Raw genomic sequence first — 22,294 nt, forward strand, 5'->3', positions numbered from 1 at the left:
TTACCGATGCTTGTGAGGCGTATGCGACTGCGGCGGCGCGCCGAAGAGCTTCTGCAGTTCCGAACCCGGGTCGGCCGCGCGCATGAACGCCTCGCCGACGAGGAAGGTATGGATGCCGGCCTCGCGCAGCTTGCGCACGTCTTCCGGCGTGTGGATGCCGGATTCCGCGACGATGGCGGTTTCCGAACCCACGCGGTCCTTCAGCTTCAGCGAGGTGCCGAGCGAGGTCTCGAACGTGCGCAGGTTGCGGTTGTTCACGCCGATGAGCGGCGCGGGCAGACCGAGCGCGATCTCGAGTTCGTCCTCGTTGTGCACTTCCACGAGCACGTCCAGGTCGAGCTCCGCCGCCAGCATCGAGAGTTCGAGCAGCTCGTCCTCGCGGTAGATGACATCGTCGCCATCCTTGTCCGCGAAGGCCGCGACGATGAGCAGGATGCAGTCGGCGCCGATCACGCGCGCCTCGTACACCTGGTACTCGTCGATGATGAAGTCCTTGCGCAGGATCGGCAGCGAGCACGCGTCGCGCGCCTGCTTCACGAAATCCTCGTGCCCCTGGAAGAAATCGGCATCGGTCAGCACGGACAGGCAGGTCGCTCCGCCGGCCTCGTAGCTGCGGGCGATGGCCGCCGGATCGAAGTCGGCGCGGATCAGGCCCTTGCTGGGGCTGGCCTTCTTGATCTCGGCGATGACGGCGGGGTGGCCGTCGTGCAGGCGCGCATCGATCGCCGCGACGAAGCCCCGTGTTTCGGGCAGGTCGGCGACAAGCGCGGCCATATCGTCCAGCGTGCGCCTGCGGCCGCGCTCGGCGATCTCTTCGCGCTTGCGGTCGAGGATGCGGTGGAGGATGTCGGGCATCGGAAAGGCTTCCTTGGGTAAGGCCGGGGTATGGGGACACCCCGACGATATCAGGCGCCGAGCCGCTGCGTCGCGGCTACGAACGCTTCCATTTTTGCACGAGCCGCGCCGCTTGCAATGGTGGCGCGGGCCAGGTCGATGCCCGCCTGTATCGTCGGCGTGACATCCGCCGTGTACAGCGCCGCGCCGGCATTGAGGCAGACGATGTCGTGCGGCACGCCGGGCACGCCCGAAATCGCGTCCATCAGCATCGCTTTCGATTCCGCCGGATCCTCCACGCGAAGGTTGCGGCTCGACGCCATCGCGAGCCCGAAGTCTTCCGGCTCGATCTCGTATTCGTGGACGGCGCCGTCGCGCAGCTCGCCCACCAGCGTCGCCGCGCCGAGGGAAATTTCGTCCATGCCGTCGCGGCCCCACACCACCATGGCGTGCCGGGCGCCGAGCGCCTGCAGCACGCGGACCTGGATGCCGACGAGATCGGGATGGAACACGCCCATCAGGATGTTCGGCGCGCCGGCGGGATTCGTCAGCGGGCCCAGGATGTTGAAGATGGTGCGCACGCCCATCTCGCGGCGCACGGGCGCCACCACCTTCATCGCCGGATGGTGGTTCGGCGCGAACATGAAGCCGATATCGGTCTCGCCCATGCAGACCGCCACCTGGGCCGGGAGCAGGTCGATCCGGGCACCCAGCGACTCCAGGACGTCCGCGCTGCCGGATTTGGACGAGACGCTGCGGCCGCCGTGCTTCGCGACGCGCGCGCCAGCCGCCGCCGCGACGAACATCGACGCGGTCGAGATGTTGAACGACGACGCGCCGTCGCCACCGGTGCCGACGATGTCCAGGAAATGCGGGTGCGGACCGGCGTCGACCTTCGCGGAGAGGTCGCGCATCACGCGCGCCGCGCCGGTGATCTCGCCCACCGTTTCCTTCTTCACGCGCAGGCCGGTGAGGATCGCGGCCGTCATGAGCGGACTGACGTCGCCGCGCATGATCTGGTGCATCAGCTCGATCATCTCGTCGTGGAAGATCTCGCGATGCTCGATCGTGCGCTGGAGCGCCTCGGAGGGAGTCATGGGCATGGAACGGGAAATCCTTACGCGGCGAGCGGCAGCGGCATGCCGAGGAAGTTGCGCAGCAGGTCGTGGCCGTGCTGCGTGAGGATCGACTCGGGGTGGAACTGCACGCCTTCGATGTCGAGCGTGCGATGGCGCAGGCCCATGATCTCGTCGATCGAGCCGTCCTCGCGCTCCGTCCAGGCGGTCACCTCGAGGCAGTCCGGCACCGAGTCCTTCTCCACCACCAGCGAGTGGTAGCGCGTCGCCTCGAACGGATCCGGCAGGCCGGCGAACACGCCCTGCCCCAGGTGCCGGACCGGCGAGGTCTTGCCATGCATGATCTCGCGCGCGCGGATCACCTTGCCACCGAACACCTGGCCGATGGCCTGGTGGCCCAGGCAGACCCCGAAGATCGGCAGCTCCCCGGCCATCTCGCGCAGGATGTCGATCGACACGCCCGAGTCGTCAGGCGTGCCCGGCCCCGGCGAGATCATGATCCGCGAGGGCTTCAGCGCCCGGATGTCCGCGACCGTCAGGGCGTCGTTCCGCACCACCTTGACCTCCTGCCCCAGCTCGCCGAGGTACTGGACGAGGTTGAAGGTAAAGGAGTCATAGTTGTCGATCATGAGGAGCATAGCTGACCTAACCATTTGTTTTCATTGCCACGTGGCAGGGGGTATCTGTAAAAGTACCCCCATAAGTACCCCCATGCTTCAGCGCTGAACCGCGCGTCCGCAGGGTGGTCGGCCATTGTACGGCACATGCTCCATACCACCTGCGCCGGCGAGTCGCGACCGGGATGTCCGTCGCAGCCATGTCTTTCGCCCGTCTCGTCGCCTTCCCGGACATGATCACGGTCGTAGCGCAGTCCGGGCCGCGTCGCGCATCGCGCGGCCGATGTGCTCCAGCGTGTCCGAGCGCACCGCCGCGTACTGCCAGTACAACGACACGTCCAGCCATCGCCCTGGGTCGAGATTGACCACATGTCCTGTTTCGACCGCCGGGGCGATCAACGACTCCGGGGCCAGACACCAGCCGAGTCCCAGCGCGGCGGCTTCGACGAATCCCGTGGCGGTCGGCAGGTAGTGCGTGGGTGGAGACAAACGCGCGCGGGTGATGCGTCGCATGAAGCGCCACTGCAGGTCGTCCTTGCGGTTGAACACGATGAGGGGGGCTGTCGCCAGGGCTTCCGCGTTCAACCCGTCCGGGAAGTTCCTTTTCGAGAATGCCGGCGATGCGATCGCGTGATAACGCATCGTGCCGAGCGGATGGACGTTGCATCCCTGGATGGCCCGGGCCTCTGCCGTGACGGCGCCCAACACGGTCCCGTCTCGAAGCATCTGGAGGGTGTGATCCTGATCGTCCACCCGGACATCGAACAGGTAGCCGAAGCGTCGATGCAGCTCGGCCAGTCCGCCCAGGAACCACGTCTGCAGGGAGTCGTCGTTCACCGCGATCGCGACGGACCGCGGCCCCGACTCTCGGGCCGGCGCGAAATCCGCCAGCGCCTCGGCCTCGAGCGCCTGCATCGGCCTCACCCGCCGCAGCAAGTGCTCGCCTGCAGGCGTCGGGCGAGACGGAATCTGGCGCAGGATCAGCACCTGGCCTAGCCGATCTTCAAGCGCCTTGACCCGCTGCGAGACGGCAGATGAGGTCACCGACAGGCGCTGCGCCGCAGCCTCGAAACTACCTTCGTCAAGCACAGCCACGAATGCGGCAAGTTGCGGATGCAGCAGATCCATCGACGACGCCCCTGCTTAGAACTTCTAAACACTCTACAGAATTATTAGTTTTCCTAACTGACCGGTACGATGCAATCTGACGCGCCGTCCCTTCGAGTGCGTTCCATGTCCATTGCCGCGGCCGTTGCCGGCTTCTTCGCGAGTGCCGGCCTCATCATCGCCATCGGCTCGCAGAACGCCTTCGTCCTCAGGCAAGGTCTGCTGCAGCGACACATCGGCCTCGTCGTGTGCACTTGCGCGTTTGGAGACATCCTCCTGATCGTGAGCGGCACGGCGGGCGTTGGGGTGCTGGTCCGCGAGTGGCCGGCCCTCCTCCAGGCGCTGCGCTTCGGCGGTGCAGCGTTTCTGGCGATCTACGGGTGGATGGCAGCCCGCCGGGCCTGGCATGGAAGCGGGGCTCTGGCGCCGGGCTCCGCCGAAGAAAAGAGCTGGCGCCGGGTGCTGCTGGCGTGCCTGGCCTTCACGTTCCTCAATCCGCACGTGTATCTGGACACCATGGTCCTCCTGGGGAGTCTGTCGACCCAGTATCCCGGCGCATCGCGGTGGGCGTTCGCTGGTGGCGCATGCCTCGCGAGCGTGACGTGGTTTTCGGCGCTGGGTTACGGCTCCCGCCTGCTGGTGCCGGTGTTTCGCAGCGCTTCGGCGTGGCGCCTGCTCGACGGCTTCGTAGCGGTCTTCATGATTTCCTTGTCCCTTGCTCTTCTGATGCGCCCACTCTGAGCGGCTGCACTAGCGACGACATGTCGCCACGCACCGCTAAGCACCGGGCTCCGGTGCGACATCCTTGGTGTAATACGCCACCGATTCCGTCTCCGGCATCGACACCGTCAGGCCGCGCACCTTGCCGAAGGCGTCGCGGCGGAACTCGAAGCGGAAGACGTAGATGCCGGACTGCACGAATTGCGCGGGGCCAAGCGCCTGCAGCACGACGGGCTTTTCCTGTCCAGGCAACGTGAGCGAGACGTCATCGCCCTTCACCGTCACGTCCAGCGACGCGTGCTCGAAGCTGTCGGCGAGCGCGCGGCGCACGTCGATCGGTACCGACGCGTCGAGGCGGTACGTGCCGGCGAAGTCCGGCGCGGGTGGCACGCGTGGCTTGATCGTCATCACCGGCGGTCGCGCGCTCAGCCCGGTCGCGTCGTCGAGCGCGTTGCGCACCTCGGCGATCAGCGCGAGGCCGTTCGCGCCATTGGTGAGGATGACGTAGCCGTCGCCGGTCTCCGGGTATCCCTGCAGGAGCGCGAGATAGCTTTCGTTCGCTCCGAGATGGAAGAAGTAGCGACCACGCCCTTCGCCGCCCAGGCGGGGGCCGAGACCGAACGGGCCGGGCGAGACTTCCGTCAGCATGTCGGTCGCCAGCGGTTGGGGGAGAAACGAGTCGGTCCCGCGGTAGCTGCCGATGATCGCGGCGATGAATCGCCCGAGGTCGTTCGCGCTCGTCCACAGGCCGGAGGCGCCGGCCTCCGCGAAACTCTCCCATCCGCGCGGGAGCGCCGTCGGCGCGCCGCTGGCGTCATGGGCTTTGGCGATGTTGCCGCGTGTGGCGGAGAGCGGACTTTCGTAAGTGCTTCGTCGCATGCCCAGCGGTGTCAGCACGAGATCCCGAGCGACGTCGGCGAGAGGGCGACCGGTCGCGTCCTCGATCGCCATCTGCTCGACGGTGACACCGCCACCCGAATAGTCGTCGACGCTGCCAGGGGCGGCCTTGAATCGCACCGCCTCGCCCTTGGCCGGACGCTGACCGTCGAGCACCTGCACGAGCGTCGGCAGGGGATCGGCCGGCTGGTAATCCGCGAAGCCATGCACGCCCAATCCCGAGGTGTGCGACATGAGCATGCGCAGACTGACCTCCGGATGCGGCACGGCGGGCGATGCGGGAAGCTTCCAGCGTTTCAGGTAGGCGTCGACATCGCGATCGAGGTCGAGCGTGCCCTGCGCGGCGAGCCGAAGGGTCGTCGTGGCGGTGACGACCTTGCTGATCGAGCCGACCGAGAACAACGTGTCGGCGTCCACGCGGTCGCTCGTGCCGGCCTGTTTCACCCCGTAACCGCGAACCTGCGCCACACGACCGTTCTTCAGCACGGCCACCGCGACGCCGGGTACCTTATGGAACCGCATGCGTTCTTCGATCGACCAGCGCGGGATATGTTCGCCGGGTGCGACGACCGTCGGCCGAAGGCCATGGTCGAGCGCGGCGAGCGGCCCGTCGGTCGCGGTCACGCCGGCCGCGGCGAGACTCAGCCCGACGAAGGCGAGACTAGGCCACCATCGCCGCGAGCGGCGGGCGGGGGAAACGGAACTGCCCAGGAAAGCCTGCACGTCCATACCGAATGCCTCGCCGGTGGAGCCCGCAGTATCCGGGCGCACGATGCGGCACCGATGTGCTGGAAGTCATGGCCCGGCGCCGTCGCGCCACCTCTTGCCGGAAACGCCGTAGCTAACGCCGGCCGGCTTCGGCTAACCGGGAATCGACAGGCCGTCCTTCCGCCGAACTGCCCGACTTTTGAGATGGCTGGAGCAGGCCTATGGTTTCGAACGCGTCCGCCACTTGCTCAGGACCAACGGTCGCCCCCCAGCCGACCAAGGTCTGGACCAACTGTCCACCTCGGAAGAAGAAAAACGACGGGGTCGAAGCTAAGTCGATCCCCGGCCACGACGCGTTGTCGAAGGCAATATGGGCCTTGAAGACGGGGAAATCCTGTTTCCATTGCCTGATCACATCGACGTCGGTTTCGGCATCGCCGAGCAACCACACCACGCGCGGGCCTCCTAGTATCCCTGCGAGCCGCGGATCCAGCGAAAGCGCCTTCGCTGCCCTGTCCGCGATGTGGCAACCAATGACGACGACAACATAGGATCCATCGTCAGGGAGTTCGATCGCTCGATGCCTGAGCTTCCCCCCACGTCCCAAGGTATATCCCGAACGCCCCTCGAACACGCGCCATCCTTGCTGCATGAAACCACTGTACCGACGGAAGACGGATGGATCGACAAGGGTTTCCATGCGCCTGGCATCGTCGAACCGCCGGCGCGCCACCAGTGCCTCGAGATATTTTTCCAGTTCCAGCTCCCGCCGGGTCCCCCGCCGACCAAGCTCCTCGACGACCGCGCGCATCCCGTCCAGGTAGTCGGCGCGCCGGGCATAGTCGGCAACCGACGAGAGTCGCGATGCCGCGTCCAGCACGAGAAACAAATCATGCAATTCGGCTTCAGGAAGCGCAGGCAGATTCCTCAGCTCGCGAGCAAGCCTTCGTTGGTACAGCTCCGCGAACAGCAGCGCTCTGTCCGAGGGCTCGTCACTCTGGCTCCGTATGATGGCCAGATCGCTCCAGACCCCTCTCGAATGGTCAGGTGGAAATACGTCCGCTGACGTCGACAAAAGAAAGGCCATGCTCAGGTGAAGTAACATTCGAACCATCCGCTGGTTGATTGACGAAGGTGGCTGCGAGCCGAGCGACGGCGCCTCAACGCATCGCAACCGCGATTAGCCGTGATCCTGACCTTCGACGCCACAGACTGCCGGATGAAGATCCATTGCTTTGAACGGCTGCTGGAAAAGGTGCTCATCCCAGCCTGCGTATACTGACTTTCCATAAGCACGACATCTTCCGGGAGAGGGCGCCGGGACAGGTCGGATCTCACCGATTCCCGCTCACCATGTACTGGCTTGCCCTTCGTGGAACCCCGGCCTTCATCGAGCCTGTCGCTACGGTGAGACCTAATCGAGTATTCCTCCATGCGCAATCTCGACTTCAGTTCCTGGCAGGGCCTGCTCACCACCTTCATCGGTCTGGCCGTGGTGACGTTGATCGGCGTCGGCATCCGTCTGATCGCACAGCAGACGGTGCAGCAGCGACGGGAGCGGGAAAACCGGCAGATCAACGAGCGGCTGCGCACGCTGATCGCGGCCTACAAGACGCTCGGTGGCTCGTTCACCGGCGATCTCAGCGTCGACCCGACGCACCTGCGCGACATCCTGCAGCGCGCGGCGAGCGCGGACGCCATCGATGCACCCACGACGGATCCGGGCGGCCGCAGCGAGCGGGCACGCCGCGTGCGCGACGCCGTCGAAGCGGCGCTCTCGGACATCATCCTGCTGGGCACCGAGGAACAGGTGGAACTCGCGGCGCACGCGGCGAACGACCTCGCCGCCGGGCGGCCCATCCATACCGATGCGCTCGTCGTGTCGTTGCGCGATTTCATCCGGAAGGTGCTCGATCTCGAGCCCGTACCGGCACACCTCGCGATTCCGAAACAGGGGCCGGCACGTGTCGTCGCCAGTGCGCGTGGCAAGGGCGACGGCGGCGGCAAGGGAGAAGGCGGTGGTGGCAGAAGTGGCGGTGGTGGTGGCGCGGGGCTCGGAGGCGCCGCTGGCGCGGGCCTCGGCCTCGGCGGTGGCCTGGCGCTGGACGACGAGCATCGCGCCCACTGAACCAGCGCCTTGCCCAGGGGCGGCTCAACGGCGATGCTTGGCATTCCCCTTCCCCGCGAGCAGACCCATGGCCTCACTCGGTGCCGTCACCTACCTCGTGCGCGAGTACGACGAAGCCATCCGCTTCTTCGTCGACGCGCTGGGATTCGAATTGTTCGAGGACACGCCGCAGGGCGACGGCAAACGCTGGGTGACGGTCGGACCGCGCGGTTCCACGACGCGCCTGCTGCTGGGCCGCGCGGTGAACGACGAGCAGCGTGCCTGCGTGGGCCGGCAGGGCGGCGGCCGGGTATTCCTGTTCCTGCACACGGACGACTTCGCCCGCGATCACGCGCGCATGCTCGCGCATGGCGTGCACTTCCGCGAAGCGCCGCGCCACGAGGCGTACGGCACCGTCGCGGTCTTCGACGATCTTTACGGCAACGGCTGGGATCTCATCCAGCCGGCCTGACCGGGACGCCCTCATGAACGACGCGACGAAGCGCATCGCGATACTCGACGATTACCAGGGCGTCGCCCTGACGAGCGCCGACTGGTCCCCACTGCGAGGCCGTGCCGACGTCACGGTCTTCCGCGACCACCTCGCCGATCGCGAAGCGCTGGCACGGCGGCTCGCGCCGTTCGACGCCATCTGCGTGATGCGCGAGCGCACGCCGGTGGACGCGGCGCTCCTCGCGGCCCTGCCGCGCCTGCGGCTCATCGCCTCGACCGGCGGAAGCAACGCCTCGATCGACGAGGAGGCCGCGGCGGCGCGTGGCGTCGAAGTCGTCCACACGCATTACTCCTCCACGCCCACGATCGAGTTCACCTGGGCGGCCATCCTCGGCCTGGTGCGCGGCATCGCGACGGAGGCGGCCTCCGTCCGCGCGGGAGGATGGCAGGTGGGTCTCGGCACCGAACTCCGCGGCAAGACCCTCGGTATCGTCGGCCTCGGCAGGATCGGCTCCCGCGTCGCGCGCATCGCCCAGGCCTTCGGCATGCACGTGATCGCGTGGAGCCAGAACCTCACGGACGACGATGCGGCGGCGGCCGGCGCCACACGGGTGCCGAAGGATGCGCTCTTCGCGCGATCGGACGTGCTCACGATCCATACGCGGCTGAGCGACCGCACCCGCGGCCTCGTCGGTGCCGACCAGCTTGCGGCAATGAAGCCATCCGCGTTCCTGGTCAACAGTTCGCGCGGCCCCATCGTGGACGAGGCGGCGTTGATCGACGCGCTTCGCGAACGGCGGATCGCCGGCGCGGCCGTCGATGTGTTCGCGGAGGAGCCGCTGCCGCCCGACCATCCGTTCCGTACGTTGCCGAACGTGCTGGCGACGCCGCACATCGGTTACGTCACGGAAGAGATGTACCGCACGTTCCATGGCGACACGGTGGCGAATCTGGTGGCGTGGCTCGATCGGGTGGCGGCGGCTCGGTGATGCTCGCGCTCCACCCGAAGGCAGACGAGTGGAGGCGGACGGGCGTCAGAACGATGCGACCTTGTCGTGGTCGTTGTCGCTACTGTGCTTCGGCTTGATCGTCATCAGTTCCAGCGGCTTTCCGTCGGGAAGGCGTACTTTCCAGGCTCGCTGCAACTCGGCCAGCGCGTCGAGGCGCGGACAGATCGTCGCGGTGCGTGATTCGAGCGCCCTGGATCGCTTGTTCATCTCGCGATTGAGCGATTTGTCCAGCGAATCCGCGCGGGCCTGGAGTGCGGCGACCTTCGACGTGTCGCCGGAAAGCGCGGCCGTCACCGCGCTGGACGTCACCGAACCGACGAGCTCGCCGACGCCGTCGGACACCGATCCCGCGACCGTCTCGGCCATGCGGTTCGACGACCAGTGCCCGGCGCCGATGCCCTCGTCGATGGACCGCAACGAATCCGCCTGCTTGCGCTTGAGCTTCTCGAGGATCTCCGCACGCTGGTCGCCTTCCGCGAAGGTGAGCGTGACGCTCGTCATCGCCTCGTAGCTCATCGACACGCCTTCGCGGGCGATCGCGGCCACCTCGGGCACGAGCTTCCGCACGCCGTCCTCGTAACGGCGCAACGCCACGGCGTCGGCATCGGACACCGCCACCAGCTTGCCGTCGACCCGAAGGGTGCCGTCGTGGAGGAACACCTTCGCGGGGCTGCCCTCCGTCCGGTGGAACGACAGGCCGGCAGCGGCGACGTCCACGTCGAAGGGCGTCGAGTAATCGTACCGGCAGGTGTCCGTGCTGAAACTGGCGCCGCCCGCCGCGCTGGCGGACGCGGACGCGAATGCCGCGGTGGTGGCGATGGCGATGGCGATCAGCGGATGACGCATGGTCCTTCTCCCCGGGGACGAATAGGCGCAACGTCGGATGCGCCCGACACGGGGATGGTTTAAACCCCGGCGGCCCGTCCGCGCGCGGGTCGTTCGTCACCGGTGACTTCCGGCAGGGTCAGGAGGCCAGGCCTCGCTCGCGCGCGTATTCGGACAGGCGACTGTCGTGATCGATGCCGAGCTTGCGCATCGCGTCGCGCTTCTGCCGGCTGACGGTCTTGACGCTGCGGCTGAGCCGCTCGGCGATCTGCGATATCGACATGCCGCTGACGTAGAGCCGCACGACCTCGATCTCCCGGGCCGACAACCGCGCCACCTCGGAGGTATCGTGCACGCCCGCGGCGTCGAACTGGCGTCGTATCGTGTCGCTGAGGAACGCGCGACCCGCCGCCGCCTGGCGCACGGCGACGGCGACCTCCTTCAGCGGTGCGCGCTTATCGCACAGGCCGAGCGCGCCGCGCGACCGCATCGTGTGGAGCACGGCCGCGTTGTTCACCATCGTCAGGACGACGATGGGCAGGCGCGGATAGCGACGACGCACCAGATCGATCAGCGCGAGGCCGTCGCCGTGGCGGCCGCCGGGCATCGAGAAATCGGTGACCACGACATCGCACGGATGCGTCGCCAGCAGATCGACCAGCTGATCTCCATTGGCTGCCTCGCCGACCACGTCGATATCGCCCGTGCCTTCGAGCGCCGCGCGGGTACCCATCAGGACCACAGGGTGATCGTCGGCGATGATCGTGCGCAGAACCATGCGTTTCCTCGCAGGCGGAAAGGTGCACCCGCCCTCCGTGAGATGTGTTACTCGTCGTACCATCGTGGAGATTACAGGAAACCCCTGTGCGTGGTCGAAGGAACGCCATGACGCTATTGAGAAAACTGCCCATTTTGTGGCTCGCCGCGACCTGCGTGAACGCCTACGCGGCGCCCCTTTCTACCGGCAATGAGGCGCGGGCGATTCATGCCGATCCGGTGATCGCGTGTGAGAACATCGGACCTCGAGAGCGACGCGAGGCCGACACGCTCGCGTCCACGAACGCCATGGAGCGAGACGCTCGGGGACGACAGGAGTCGCCGGGCTGCGACGCGCCAGACCAGGGCGCTCCGCTGAGCGACGACGATCGCGCATGGCTCGCCAGCCTTCCGCCGTTGCGCGTCGGCATGGATCCGACGGCAGCGCCGATCTCGTTCAACGGCAAGGACGGCATTCCCACCGGACTCGCGCTCGATTACCTCGCCGAGGCGCTGACGTCGCTCGGCCTGCGCCATGTCGTCGTGCGTACGAGCGACTGGCCTGACACGGTCGCCCGCGCCACCGCGGGCGATATCGACTTGCTCGCTTCGGCCTCGCGCTACAACGACGCGCTCGGTCGCCGCTTCGTGTTTACCGCGCCGTATACGGAGTTCCCCATCGTCGTCGTGACGCGGGCCGACGCGGCTCCGATCGCGGGTTCGACGGATCTCGCCGGTCGGCGCGTCGTGGCGAACCTGTCGCAGGGGGCGATCGCCCGGGCGGTCGGTGCGCTTCCGGACGTCGTCGCCACCGACGTGCACTCCGTGGCGGAGGGTCTCGACGCGGTCGAGGCGGGTCGCGCGGACGCATACATGGGGGATATCGCCACCGCCGAGTACGTCATGCGGCGCGATCACGCGGCACGGCTGAAGCTCGCGGCGGCGACCGACGAGCGTGCCGAACTCTCCATCGCCGTCGACCGACGCCTCGCCCGCCTCGTCCCCTTGCTCGACCGCGCGCTCGCCGCGGTCCCGGAGCGCCGTGCCCACTCCCTACGCAACACCTGGCTCCGCTCGGTCTATACGTGGGGCGGGTCGTGGCGCGACGTCGCGCGAAAAGCGGGCCCGTTCGGCCTCGCGCTGCTCGCGGTGCTCGGATGTCTCGCTCACGCCCATGTCCGGCTGCGCAGAGAAACGCGACGCCGGCTCGAACACGCCGAACACCTCGCGGTAGCGAAACGGGCCGCCGAGGTGGCGGCGGAAGCGAAGAGCCAGTTCCTCGCCGTGATGAGCCATGAGATCCGCACGCCGATGCACGGCATGATCGGCATGCTGGAGCTGCTCGGGGACACGCCGCTGGAACACGGGCAGCGCCGCCTGCTCGATACCGCGTCGGAGTCCGCGGAGAGCCTGCTGCGCATCCTCGACGACGTGCTGGACTTCTCCCGGATCGAGGCCGGCAAGCTGAGCATCGAACGCGCGCCGCTCGACCTGCGCGACGTGGTCACCGCCGCCGCCGACCTGTTCAGGGCGCGTGCGCGTGAGAAGGGTCTCACGCTCGATGTGGCGATCGACGCCGCGCTCGCCCCGTTGCTCATGGGCGACGCGACCCGGCTGCGCCAGGTGCTGCTCAACCTCGTGAGCAACGCCGTCAAGTTCACCGCATCCGGCGGCATCGGCGTGCGTGTCGACGTCGTCGACACGGAGAGCGGGCGCCAGCACCTGCGCATCCTCGTGCGGGATACCGGCATCGGCGTCGCGGCGGAGCATGTCGCACGGCTCTTTGCACCCTTCAGCCAGGCCGAAGCGTCGACCACGCGCCGCTTCGGTGGCAGCGGCCTCGGACTCGCGATATGCCGACGCCTGGTGGAATTGCTCGGCGGACGCATCGAAATGACGAGCGACGAGGGCGTCGGAACCTGCGTGACACTCGATATCGCTCTCGACATCGCGGCGGGAAGCTCCGCCAACGAGAACCGCACACACGCACCCCGGCATGCCCAACGGCCGCTCGATGTGCTCGTGGCCGAGGACAACCCGATCAATCGCGAACTCGTCGCCGTGCAGCTCGAACGCCTCGGCCATCGCTGTCACGTCGTCCACGACGGCGGGGAAGCGCTCGACCTGCTCGCGACGCGCGAGGTCGACATCCTGCTCACCGACCTGCACATGCCGGTGATGGACGGCTATACGTTGACGCGGACCTTGCGCGAGCGCGGCGCATCGCTTCGCATCGCGGCCATGACCGCCAACGCCATGCCGGGAGAACGGGAGCGCTGCCTCGCGCTGGGCATGGACGACTTCGTCACCAAGCCGGTCCGCCTCGCGGAGCTGGACGCCCTGCTCCGTCGTGCGGCGGACGCCTCCCTGCCGATGCCATGGGATGACGACGCGTGGGTCGGCACGTATGGCGATCTCGCATTGCTCCCGGCCATGGTCGAACGGTTCATCGCCTCCACGCGCAACGACCTGGAGGCCCTCGACCGGGTCGTCGATGCCACCGATGCCGCGGCGTGGGTACACCGGGTGCTCGGCGGCATGCGCATGTTCGGCGACTCGCCCGAGTGCATGCAGGCGGAAGCGCTGCTGACGTTACTGCGCGGCGACCCTGTGGCCGGCCTCGAGGCACTGCCCGCGATACGCGCGGCGCTCGAGCGCTTCATCGTCCGGCTGGAGCGGATCGCAGCGTCTTCTGTCGTCGAGAATTGAGAAACGTCTGAAAAATCGGAGCCTCATTTTCAGACTAGTCTGATATGCCGTGCCGGCGCTTTCCGCCATCCTGTCAGCGAAATCCTAAGCCGACTGCAGAGGAAGGCCGACGTGACAGAGATCATCGATTACCACATCGCCGATACGAGCGACGGCTGGGGCATCTTTCGCGAGGGCATGCAGATCGCCGTGCGGAAGGACCCCGCCGATGCCATCGCATTCGCGAACTTCTTCGCGGATCGCGAGACTCTGGCGACGCGGCAGCCGGTCATGGTGTCGGCGGACAGCTGCCTGCATCGCATGCTGGGGCTGCTCCGCGCCGCCTAACGTCCGGCGGCGCCGCCCAGATTGGTCATGTCCAGATGCAGCAGGCGCAAGCGCGCGATATGGCGTCCGACCAGGGCGCGATCGCCCGACGTCGCTTCGAGTTTCAGGAAAGCATCGAGCAGGCGCCGCTCCATCTGCTCGAGGGTGCGGATGTAGGTCACGTCGGGATCGTGCGAAAGTTTCACCGACGCCTCCATCATCGTCCGGCGCACGCCGCTCATGGGGCCACCCGCGGTGGCCGGTCGAGCGCCGGTGGCCGTCACCTGCGACTGCAGGTCGCCAGCAATCGCGGTCAATGCATCGGCTGATTCTTCGAGGATGGCCTTGAGGCCGGGTTCGCGGACGCCGCGCGCGGCTTGCCGGTAGAGGTCGCGGTCCGCAATCACTCGCCTGATCAGGCCATTTACCACTCGGGTCGAAGTGCGTTCCATGGGCCAGACCTTAGACCCACGGCACTTAGCCGGTCCTAAACGTCAGGGATTCCGGTCAGCGGGCGGTCATTCACCGAGTTCGAGTAACTGCAACGGCCGACCCGACGCATCTTTCAGGCCCGACTGCAGGTCCACCAGTTCCTGGATCGACGGGCACAGCGCCTGGATACGAGGCTTCAGCGCCGCCTGCAGCCTGGCGACCACGCGAGCCTGGCCGCCCGTCGATACCGAGGCCACGCGATCGCGCAAGGCGGCCGCGCCTTGCAGGTCGCCGCTCATGGCCAGCTGCATCGCCTCGCTGCCCACGTCCTGGGTCAGCACGGGGCCGACGTCCGCGACGATCTCCTGCGCGTAGGCGCGCATCGCGTCCTCCTGCCAGTCGCGGGTGCTCTGACTCGCGGCGATGCGGCGCTTGATGTCAGCCACGCGCGTGTCGAGCACGCGGTCGAGCTCGCCGCTGGCCACCGCGTTCGGAGCGGCCGTCGCCGCCTCGTCGCGCACGGCGCGGGCGGCGAGATCGACCCCGTCGTTCGCGATCGCCTTCGCCTTGGGAACCAGGGCGCGGACGCGGCTTTCGAACATGCCCACGCGATCCTGCTCGTCCGGACGTAACGGCACCGCACGGCCGTCGGTGCGCAGGGCGCCGTCGTGCATCGACACGCTGCGGGGCGCGCCGTCGGCGCGGTCGAAGAGCAGGGCCTCGGGCTTCACGGTCAGGTCGTAGGTGCTCGCCACACGGCACGTCGTGGCGAGATCCTGGGCGGAAGCGGCGCACGTGGCGCCGATCGCGATGGCGAAGGTCAGCAGGCGGCGTGCGTTCATGGATGCCCTTCCGGAAAACCCCTCGATAGCGGCCGGCGCGCGAATAGGGGCTGAACCGCGCTCAGAGGGAAGGTGCCGCGAACTGCTGACGCACGCGGAGGCTGCCAAGCACCCATCCGAGCCAGGCGAGCACCGGTATCGAGACGAGTTTCAGCACGACGCCGGCAAGCAGGATCGTCCGGCGGCGCGTCCACTCGGCCAGGTCATCCGCCGAAAGCCCCGCCTGGGCCAGCACCGCGCCGACCTGCTTCCACTGGCCGAACTCGATCCAGGCCGTCCAGGCGAACCAGACGGCGAGCACGAGCGCGATCACGCGCAGGACGGAACGGCTCCAGGCGCGCCAGCGCAGCGCCGACAGCGTGACGGCGATCGTGACAAACGCGGCGAGCGCGTAAGCCAGCGACCACATCAGCCGCACGCGCGGGTCGGGCACGCCGGCCGCCAGCGCCTCGGCGCTCACCGCCCCGATGGCACCGGCGCTGACCACGGCCGCGAACGCATGGATCACGAAGCCGACCGCGGCGAGCAGCATCATGATCCATACGACGATGCGCCAGAGCGCGAAGGGCCGCGTACGCTTCGGCCCCCTGATGGCGACGGGCACGATCAGGCACCCGCCTTCTTGAGGGCCGCGATGTCGGCGAGCACCTGGCCGGAGTTCTTTTCCGGATCGACGTCCTTGTAGACCTTGACGATCTTGCCGCTGGGGTCGATCAGGAACGTCTCGCGACGGGCGTACTTCTTGCCGGTCGGGGTCGTGGTCAGCACGTCGTACTTCACAGCGACCGCGCTGTCGGCGTCGGAGAGCAGCGGGAACGGCACGTGGTACTTCTCGGCGAACTCGGCGTGCGACTTGACGTCGTCGAGGCTGACGCCGAGGACCACCGCGCCGGCCTTGTGCAGCTTGGCGGTGTCGTCGCGGTAGGTGCAGACCTCCGTCGTGCAGCCGGCCGTGAAATCCTTCGGGTAGAAGTAGAGGACCAGCCACTTGCCCTGGTGGGTCTCGAGCGTGTGCCAGTCGCCTTTCTGGTCCTGGAGGCGGAAATCGGGGGCCTTGTCGCCCACGGCGGGGCCGGCGGCCCAGGCCGAGACGGTGACGAGGGACAACGCGATGAGGCTGAGGAGGCGACGCATGGGGAACCTCTGGACGAGTGGAATCGCGTGAGTGTACTCGCCGTGGCGGCGATGGGATGGCGCGCACGAAAAAGCGCCCCGGGGGGCGCTTTGGGTGGTCGGTTGGAGCGGACCTGGCCGCGATCGTCTAAACGCTTAAAAGCTATCGCGGCCAGGTCCGCTCCTACACGTAAGGCGCCTTTGACGGGTTGGCGCGGCCTGAAAGCAATCGTTCAGTGGCGCGATGTCGGTCCTTGAATGCTTCGCTAAAGCGATCGCGGCCACGTCCGCTCCTACACGTAAGGCGCCTTTGGCGCCTTACTTCAGACGCTCGATCTCGAACTTGCTCAGGTCGACGCCGAGGTTGAAGCCCCGGCCCGTGCCGGTGACGGCCAGGGACACTTCGCCCTTGGTCATCGCGGCGCTCTCGGCCGACTTCACGATACCGGCGTTGGCGCCGCCGCTCGCGTATTCGCCGTAGATCTCGCTGATGCCCTTGACGTTGGTGAACTCGCCCTTGCCGCCTTCGATGCTGAACTTGCCGGCGGTGAGGCCGCCGCCACGCACGTGGATGATCACGTCCGCGCTCTGGCCGTTATCGCAGCGGACGTGGCCTCGGCCGTCGGCCTTCTTGTAGATGGCGGCCCAGCCCGTGGTGCTGAACGTCATGTGGCACTTGGTCGCGGCCTCGGCGGCAGCCGACGGCTGGGCGGCGAAGACGCCCGCGGCGGCCAGGACGACGGCGGCGATACCCGTGATGCGCTTGATCATGTGTGGTTCTCCCTGCTTTTGAGGTGACGACGAATGGCGCGGCATGGTGGCTCGCAACCACTTACGGGGCGGATTCTCCGCTCACGAATGTGAAGAAACACGGAGCGTCGCGAGGGCCGTTCAGCGAATGAGAGGGTTTGTCGGACGGTTCGTGAAGCGCCCTCGCCGGGACTTCGGGCTCGGCCTAAGATCGACCCAACCCCCAGGAGGCCATCCCCATGCCCAAGAACATCCTCGTCGGCTACGACGGTTCCGCGACCGCCCGCCGGGCCTATGGTTTCGCCCTCGAACTGGCGGCCTGCGCCGGGGCGAAGGTCCACGTGATCCGGGTCGAACAGCTGGAGAACGGCGCGGACGTCTCCGCCCTGCTCATGACCGACAACAGCGACGATCGGCTGCGCGCGCTGCGGGACGAGGTCGCCGGCCTCGCGCAGGGCGGCGGGGTGCCGGTCGACGTCGAACTGCTCCAGGGGAGCCCGGGGGACGCCCTGCTCTCCTATGTCGCCCGGCACGGCGTGGATCACATCGTGATCGGCCACAGCGAACGGGGCGCCCTGGCCCGCTGGCTGGTGGGTTCGACCTCGACGGACGTGCTCGCGAAAGCCCATGTGCCGGTCACCGTGGTGCGCTGACGGCCCGCCTTTGTCACAATCCGGTCATTGCCCGAAGGGGGCGCACGACCAAGTGATCGAGGAACACCCGCAGTGAGCTATGCCGCCACCTTGCCATGGACGCTCGAAAAACTGGACCTCTCGCGCATCGAGATCGAGAAGGTCAGGGCCAACGAAGACCTTTTCCTGCTGCTCTGCAGCTCGTCGTTCGTCGAGAGCGGGTCCGATCTCTACACGCACAACCTCGTCGACCATTTCGCCGGCGACGACGAACTGCAGGGCTGGCTCCGTGATCATTGGGAGCACGAGGAACTCCAGCACGGCCGCGCCCTCGCGGCCTACGTGAAGCACGTCTGGCCCGAATTCGACTGGGACACCGGCTTCCGCAACTTCTTCGCGCATTACGGCTCGGTGTGCACCGCCGAGGAGCTGGAGCCCAACCGCGGCCTCGAGCTCGCGGCGCGCTGCGTCGTGGAGACGGGCACCGCGAGCCTCTACCGCGCGCTCAACGATGTCACCGACGAACCCGTGCTGCGCGAGCTGACCAACCTCATCAAGAGCGACGAGGTGCGTCATTACAAGCACTTCTACCAGCACTTCCGCGTCTACCGCACGCGCGACCGCATCGGCCGCCTGAGCACCTTCCGCACGCTGCTCAAGCGCCTGCGCGAGATCAAGAACGAGGACAGCGACATCGCGCTGCGCCACGTGTTCAACGTGCGCTATCCGGAAAAGGCGCACGACGACGCGGAGTTCCGCCGGATCACGGCGCGCGCGGAAGGCCTGCTCAAGCGGCACATCCCCGCGGAGATGACCGTGAAGATGCTGCTGCGCCCGCTGGACCTTCCGCCGAAGCTCAACACGATGCTCGAGTGGCCGCTGACGCGGATCACCGAGAAGCTGTTCCTGCACTGATCGTCGTACCGGCCCGCGCCGGTGCGACGGCGCGGGTCATTTCTTCTTCGGCAGCGCCGTCCACTTGTCCGGATCGAACCCGCCGGTCTCGAACGTCAGCGTGGTTTCGCCGCGGCTGATGGTGACCACGTCGATGGTCAGGCGTTTCGTCTTCGCCAGATCCTTCAGGAACTGGGCGTCGTTGCGGAACAGCAGCGCCGGTTCGCCGGTCGGCGGCCGGAACGCCTTGATCGTCTTCGCCTTGCCGTCGAACGTCGCCTTCAGCGAGCAGTCGCCCTTGCAGACGAAGCCCTTCCCGCTCGTGGCATAAAGGAACACGCTCTGCCCCCAGGCGGTGTGGCGGCGCAGGATCAGCCGCACCGTCTGGTCGCCGGTGGGCCGGCTCGACTGGATCGTCGCCGTGCTCTGCGTGCCGCCCTGCATGGGCGAGGTCTGATAGAGCCACAGCGCCGCCAGGCGATTCTTCTCGCTCGTGGCCTTGTAGTTGGCTTCGAGCTCGTCGAGCGTCTTCTTCACCTCGGCCGCCGCCGGCGTGTCCGGATACTTGTGGACGATCTCGTGGCCGAGCTGCACCGCCGGGCCGTCGTTGTGCAGTTTGACGAGCTGCTGGTAGGTCTCGAGCTTCTTCGCCGCTTCCTCGGCCTGGTTGTTCGCGGCGGGCGCCTGCGCGGCCTGCTGGTCCTGCGGCGACGAACAGGCGGTGGCGAGCGCGGCGCTGGCGAGAAGGATGGCGATACGGCGCATGATCTTGCGAACCCCCGGCAGGAAAGGGCCTAGCTTCGCCGATAGGGCCGCGCCGATCAATTTCGCGCGGCGGCCGGGAGTAAAATCGGGGATCGCCTCAAAGGAACGCCCATGCCGCCATCTTCCCCCGGAGCGGTGTCGCTGCTTCGCCATCGCGCCTTCGTGCAGTTCTGGTTCGCGAAGAACGCCTCCAGCTTCGGCTTCCAGATGATGTCGGTCGCGGTCGGTTGGCAGGTCTACGAGATCACCCACCGCGCCCTCGACCTCGGCCTCATCGGCCTTGCGCAGTTCATTCCCTCGGTGCTCCTCGCCCTCCCCGCCGGCCACGTCGCCGATCAGTTCGAACGCCGCCGCATCGTCACGGTCTGCCAGGCCGTCGAATGGATCGCCATCGCCCTGCTCGCCGGCTTCAGCCTGTCGGGGCATCTGAACGAAGCCGGCATCCTGGGGCTGGTCTTCGTCGTGAGCACCGCCAAGGCCTTCGAGTTTCCGGCGCTGCAATCGATGCTGCCCGCGCTCGTGCCGGCCGCGGTGCTGCCGCGTGCGATGGCCGCGAACGCCGCGGCCGGCCAGGCCGCGATGATCGCCGGCCCGGCCCTCGGCGGCCTGCTCTACGTCGCCGGCGCCGCGACGGTCTACGGCGTATCCGCCCTGCTCTACCTGGTCGCGCTGGCGCTGATGACACGGCTGGCGTACGACCACCTCCCACCGCGCCGCGAACCGGCGACCCTCAAAACCCTGTTCGCGGGCGTGCACTTCATCCGCCATCGGCCCGCGGTCTTCGGCGTCATCTCGCTCGACCTGTTCGCGGTGCTGCTGGGCGGCGCCACGGCGCTGCTGCCGATCTTCGCGAAGGACATCCTCCACACGGGCCCCTGGGGGCTCGGCGTGCTCCGGGCGGCGCCCGCCGTGGGCGCCCTCCTCATGTCGCTCTGGCTGACACGCCATTCGCTGGAACGCCGGGTCGGCCCGATCATGTTCGCCTCGGTGGCCGGATTCGGCGTGGCCACGCTGGTCTTCGCGCTGTCCACCACCCTGTGGCTCTCGGTGACGGCCCTGTTCGCCCTCGGCGCGTTCGACATGGTCAGCATGGTCATCCGCGGGGCGCTCGTCCAGCTGGAAACCCCGGACGACATGCGCGGCCGCGTCAGCGCGGTCAACGCGATCTTCGTGAACACCTCCAACCAGCTGGGTGAGTTCGAATCCGGCCTGCTGGCCGCCGCCCTGGGCGCGGTCAACGCGACCCTGATCGGCGGCATCGGCACCCTGGTCGTGGTGGGCCTCTGGATGTGGTGGTTTCCCTCGCTGCGCCGCCGGCAGGGCCTGGTATCCGACCCGGAGCCGGTCGAAGGCGCCACCGGCACCATCTGACACGGACGAAAAAACGTGCTATTGGTTGGCCGTCTATACCTCCAAAAGGGGACGGTATCACCATGAAGCGCCTGCTCGTCGCCATTCTCGTTCTCGCCGCCGCGCCCGCGTTCGCGGCGCACACCCCGCCCGCCAGCCTCGACGCCGCGCTCGCCCAGGGCAAGCGCGAGAACAAGCCGGTCCTCGTCGATTTCCAGGCGGTGTGGTGTTACTCGTGCTACTTCATGGCGAGCCACGTGCTCAACGGCAAGGAGTGGGACGACCTCAACAGCAAGGTCGTGTTCTACGAGGCGGATGCCGACAAGCCGGCCGACAAGGCCTGGATGACGAAGTGGAACGTCCACTTCCTGCCCACCTATGTCGCCATCGGCCCCGACGGCGAAGAGCTCGGCCGCATCCTCGCGGAGCGTCCGCGCGACACGTTCTACAAGGAGGTGGCCGGCATCCTGTCCGGCGACGCGCGCCTGTCGAAGCTGAAGGCGGATGCGGCGAAGGGCTCGATGGCGGCGGTCGCCGACGTGCTCGATACCTACCAGCTGCACTATGCCGGCAAGGAGGGCATGGCCTGGTTCGCCACCCTGCCGCCGATGGTGCGGAACGTGTCCGACAAGGACAAGCGCGTGGCGTTGGCGAAGCAGCGCCTCCTGCTGCTGCAGGCGAAGGACGCGAAGGACGACAAGGGCATCGTCGATGCCGCCACGAAGGTGCTGGCCGGCGACATCGGCTGCGAGCGTCCCTACGTGCTCGACGACCTCGTCGGCGCCAGCAAGTCGCAGCCCGAAGCCGATCGCAAGACACTGCTCGCGCCGCAGAAGGCACCGTACGAATCGTTCCTGTCCACCCAGGTCTTCACCGCCGCACCCGCGTGCGCCGACCAGCGGAGCGCGGTACTCACCGCCGCGGATCTCGACGCGGCCCTCGGCGATACCGCCGGGGAGCAGGCGGTCCTGCGCAAGGCCATCGATCTCAGCCGCGAGAAGCTGCACGGCGATCTGCGGAGCGACCGCAACCTCGCCGACAACCTCCGGGTCTACCTCGTCCGCGCGAAGGCCGGCGATGAACTCGACACGCTGGAGAAGCAGCTGATCGCCGCCTGGCCCGACGACTACGTCTACAACTATCGCTACGGCAGGCGCCTGGTCGAAAGCGGCAAGGCGGCCGAAGCCCTTCCCTACCTCGATGCCGCCGCGAAGAAAGCCTACGGTGCGAACCGCATCGTCGTCGCGACCTACCAGGTAAAGGCGCTGCGTGCCACGAATCGCGACGCGGAGGCGAAGAAGGTGGTCGCCGCCACCACGGCCGCCGAAGGCAAGGCGTTTCCGGATCAGGTGAAGAAACTGCAGGAATCGTTGACGTCGGCCGGCTGACCG

The 22,294-nt window shown here is 67.5% G+C and carries 24 protein-coding genes; 10 read left to right on the top strand and 14 right to left on the bottom strand.

From position 1 onward, the window contains the following. The 4 genes from trpC to BMW54_RS14530 form a co-directional block, all read right to left on the bottom strand. Positions 1-855: an indole-3-glycerol phosphate synthase TrpC gene (trpC, locus tag BMW54_RS14515; protein ID WP_090057324.1), complete on the bottom strand. Its 855-nt coding sequence runs from the start codon at positions 853-855 to the stop codon at positions 1-3. A 50-nt stretch (positions 856-905) separates the two neighbouring features. Further along, positions 906-1,937, bottom strand: a complete 1,032-nt coding sequence (gene trpD / locus BMW54_RS14520; RefSeq protein WP_090057326.1) for an anthranilate phosphoribosyltransferase — start codon at positions 1,935-1,937, stop codon at positions 906-908. 14 nt (positions 1,938-1,951) lie between these two features. Next, positions 1,952-2,548, bottom strand: coding sequence for an anthranilate synthase component II (locus BMW54_RS14525; protein WP_090057329.1), 597 nt, complete (start codon positions 2,546-2,548; stop codon positions 1,952-1,954). 216 nt (positions 2,549-2,764) lie between these two features. Next, positions 2,765-3,655, bottom strand: a complete 891-nt coding sequence (locus BMW54_RS14530; RefSeq protein ID WP_090057331.1) for a LysR family transcriptional regulator ArgP — start codon at positions 3,653-3,655, stop codon at positions 2,765-2,767. A 105-nt stretch (positions 3,656-3,760) separates the two neighbouring features. Between BMW54_RS14530 and BMW54_RS14535 the strand changes: the two genes are divergently transcribed. Further along, the gene (locus BMW54_RS14535; protein ID WP_090057333.1) at positions 3,761-4,375 is read left to right on the top strand and encodes a LysE/ArgO family amino acid transporter; all 615 of its coding nucleotides are present in this window, start codon (positions 3,761-3,763) and stop codon (positions 4,373-4,375) included. A 36-nt stretch (positions 4,376-4,411) separates the two neighbouring features. Here BMW54_RS14535 and BMW54_RS14540 read toward each other — a convergent pair whose 3' ends face one another. Beyond that, positions 4,412-5,980: a serine hydrolase domain-containing protein gene (locus tag BMW54_RS14540; RefSeq protein ID WP_090057335.1), complete on the bottom strand. Its 1,569-nt coding sequence runs from the start codon at positions 5,978-5,980 to the stop codon at positions 4,412-4,414. Positions 5,981-6,092: 112 nt separating this feature from the next. Next, positions 6,093-7,064 carry a hypothetical protein gene (locus BMW54_RS14545; protein WP_090057337.1) on the bottom strand — a complete coding sequence of 324 codons (972 nt, stop codon included), beginning with the start codon at positions 7,062-7,064 and terminating at the stop codon, positions 6,093-6,095. A gap of 327 nt (positions 7,065-7,391) precedes the next feature. On the opposite strand from BMW54_RS14545, the gene BMW54_RS14550 reads away from it, so the two are divergent. The 3 genes from BMW54_RS14550 to BMW54_RS14560 all read left to right on the top strand — a co-directional run bounded on the left by BMW54_RS14550 (position 7,392) and on the right by BMW54_RS14560 (position 9,508). Then, on the top strand, positions 7,392-8,087 hold the full coding sequence (locus BMW54_RS14550; RefSeq protein WP_090057338.1) for a hypothetical protein: 696 nt from the start codon (positions 7,392-7,394) through the stop codon (positions 8,085-8,087). Positions 8,088-8,154: 67 nt separating this feature from the next. Further along, a complete protein-coding gene (locus tag BMW54_RS14555; protein WP_090057341.1) occupies positions 8,155-8,538 on the top strand; it encodes a VOC family protein in 384 nt (127 codons plus the stop codon). A 13-nt stretch (positions 8,539-8,551) separates the two neighbouring features. Next, complete coding sequence (locus BMW54_RS14560) at positions 8,552-9,508, top strand: D-2-hydroxyacid dehydrogenase family protein (protein ID WP_090057343.1); 957 nt, start codon at positions 8,552-8,554, stop codon at positions 9,506-9,508. Between the two features lie 45 nt (positions 9,509-9,553). Here the strand turns inward: BMW54_RS14560 and BMW54_RS14565 are convergent, their stop codons facing one another. Continuing rightward, the gene (locus BMW54_RS14565; RefSeq protein ID WP_090057345.1) at positions 9,554-10,375 is read right to left on the bottom strand and encodes a DUF2884 family protein; all 822 of its coding nucleotides are present in this window, start codon (positions 10,373-10,375) and stop codon (positions 9,554-9,556) included. Positions 10,376-10,493: 118 nt separating this feature from the next. After that, the gene (locus BMW54_RS14570) at positions 10,494-11,132 is read right to left on the bottom strand and encodes a response regulator (protein WP_254779386.1); all 639 of its coding nucleotides are present in this window, start codon (positions 11,130-11,132) and stop codon (positions 10,494-10,496) included. 107 nt (positions 11,133-11,239) lie between these two features. Here BMW54_RS14570 and BMW54_RS14575 point away from each other — a divergent pair, with 107 nt between their 5' ends. Next, positions 11,240-13,819 carry an ATP-binding protein gene (locus BMW54_RS14575; RefSeq protein ID WP_090057348.1) on the top strand — a complete coding sequence of 860 codons (2,580 nt, stop codon included), beginning with the start codon at positions 11,240-11,242 and terminating at the stop codon, positions 13,817-13,819. A gap of 111 nt (positions 13,820-13,930) precedes the next feature. Beyond that, positions 13,931-14,146: a hypothetical protein gene (locus BMW54_RS14580; protein ID WP_090057350.1), complete on the top strand. Its 216-nt coding sequence runs from the start codon at positions 13,931-13,933 to the stop codon at positions 14,144-14,146. Here the strand turns inward: BMW54_RS14580 and BMW54_RS14585 are convergent. The 5 genes from BMW54_RS14585 to BMW54_RS14605 all read right to left on the bottom strand — a co-directional run bounded on the left by BMW54_RS14585 (position 14,143) and on the right by BMW54_RS14605 (position 17,283). Next, entirely contained in the window at positions 14,143-14,577 is a 435-nt protein-coding gene (locus BMW54_RS14585) for a PA2169 family four-helix-bundle protein (RefSeq protein ID WP_090057352.1), read from the bottom strand. The two genes, BMW54_RS14580 and BMW54_RS14585, sit on opposite strands and share 4 nt — an antisense overlap. Positions 14,578-14,643: 66 nt before the next feature. After that, the gene (locus BMW54_RS14590) at positions 14,644-15,399 is read right to left on the bottom strand and encodes a DUF2884 family protein (RefSeq protein WP_090057354.1); all 756 of its coding nucleotides are present in this window, start codon (positions 15,397-15,399) and stop codon (positions 14,644-14,646) included. A gap of 61 nt (positions 15,400-15,460) precedes the next feature. Beyond that, positions 15,461-16,003, bottom strand: a complete 543-nt coding sequence (locus BMW54_RS14595; RefSeq protein WP_090057356.1) for a hypothetical protein — start codon at positions 16,001-16,003, stop codon at positions 15,461-15,463. 2 nt (positions 16,004-16,005) lie between these two features. Continuing rightward, positions 16,006-16,533: a peroxiredoxin gene (locus BMW54_RS14600; RefSeq protein WP_090057358.1), complete on the bottom strand. Its 528-nt coding sequence runs from the start codon at positions 16,531-16,533 to the stop codon at positions 16,006-16,008. A gap of 297 nt (positions 16,534-16,830) precedes the next feature. Then, complete coding sequence (locus BMW54_RS14605; RefSeq protein WP_090057361.1) at positions 16,831-17,283, bottom strand: hypothetical protein; 453 nt, start codon at positions 17,281-17,283, stop codon at positions 16,831-16,833. Between the two features lie 218 nt (positions 17,284-17,501). Between BMW54_RS14605 and BMW54_RS14610 the strand changes: the two genes are divergently transcribed. Further along, entirely contained in the window at positions 17,502-17,915 is a 414-nt protein-coding gene (locus BMW54_RS14610) for a universal stress protein (RefSeq protein WP_090057363.1), read from the top strand. Positions 17,916-17,987: 72 nt separating this feature from the next. After that, positions 17,988-18,809: a ferritin-like domain-containing protein gene (locus BMW54_RS14615; protein WP_090057365.1), complete on the top strand. Its 822-nt coding sequence runs from the start codon at positions 17,988-17,990 to the stop codon at positions 18,807-18,809. Positions 18,810-18,845: 36 nt separating this feature from the next. Here the strand turns inward: BMW54_RS14615 and BMW54_RS14620 are convergent, their stop codons facing one another. Beyond that, complete coding sequence (locus BMW54_RS14620) at positions 18,846-19,553, bottom strand: hypothetical protein (RefSeq protein WP_090057367.1); 708 nt, start codon at positions 19,551-19,553, stop codon at positions 18,846-18,848. A 111-nt stretch (positions 19,554-19,664) separates the two neighbouring features. On the opposite strand from BMW54_RS14620, the gene BMW54_RS14625 reads away from it, so the two are divergent. Together BMW54_RS14625 and BMW54_RS14630 are read left to right on the top strand one after the other, a co-directional pair. After that, complete coding sequence (locus BMW54_RS14625; RefSeq protein ID WP_090057370.1) at positions 19,665-20,924, top strand: MFS transporter; 1,260 nt, start codon at positions 19,665-19,667, stop codon at positions 20,922-20,924. A 62-nt stretch (positions 20,925-20,986) separates the two neighbouring features. Then, a complete protein-coding gene (locus BMW54_RS14630) occupies positions 20,987-22,291 on the top strand; it encodes a thioredoxin family protein (RefSeq protein WP_090057372.1) in 1,305 nt (434 codons plus the stop codon). The last annotated feature ends 3 nt before the right edge of the window (positions 22,292-22,294 follow it).

Source organism: Luteibacter sp. 329MFSha, from assembly GCF_900111665.1.
Lineage (GTDB): Bacteria > Pseudomonadota > Gammaproteobacteria > Xanthomonadales > Rhodanobacteraceae > Luteibacter.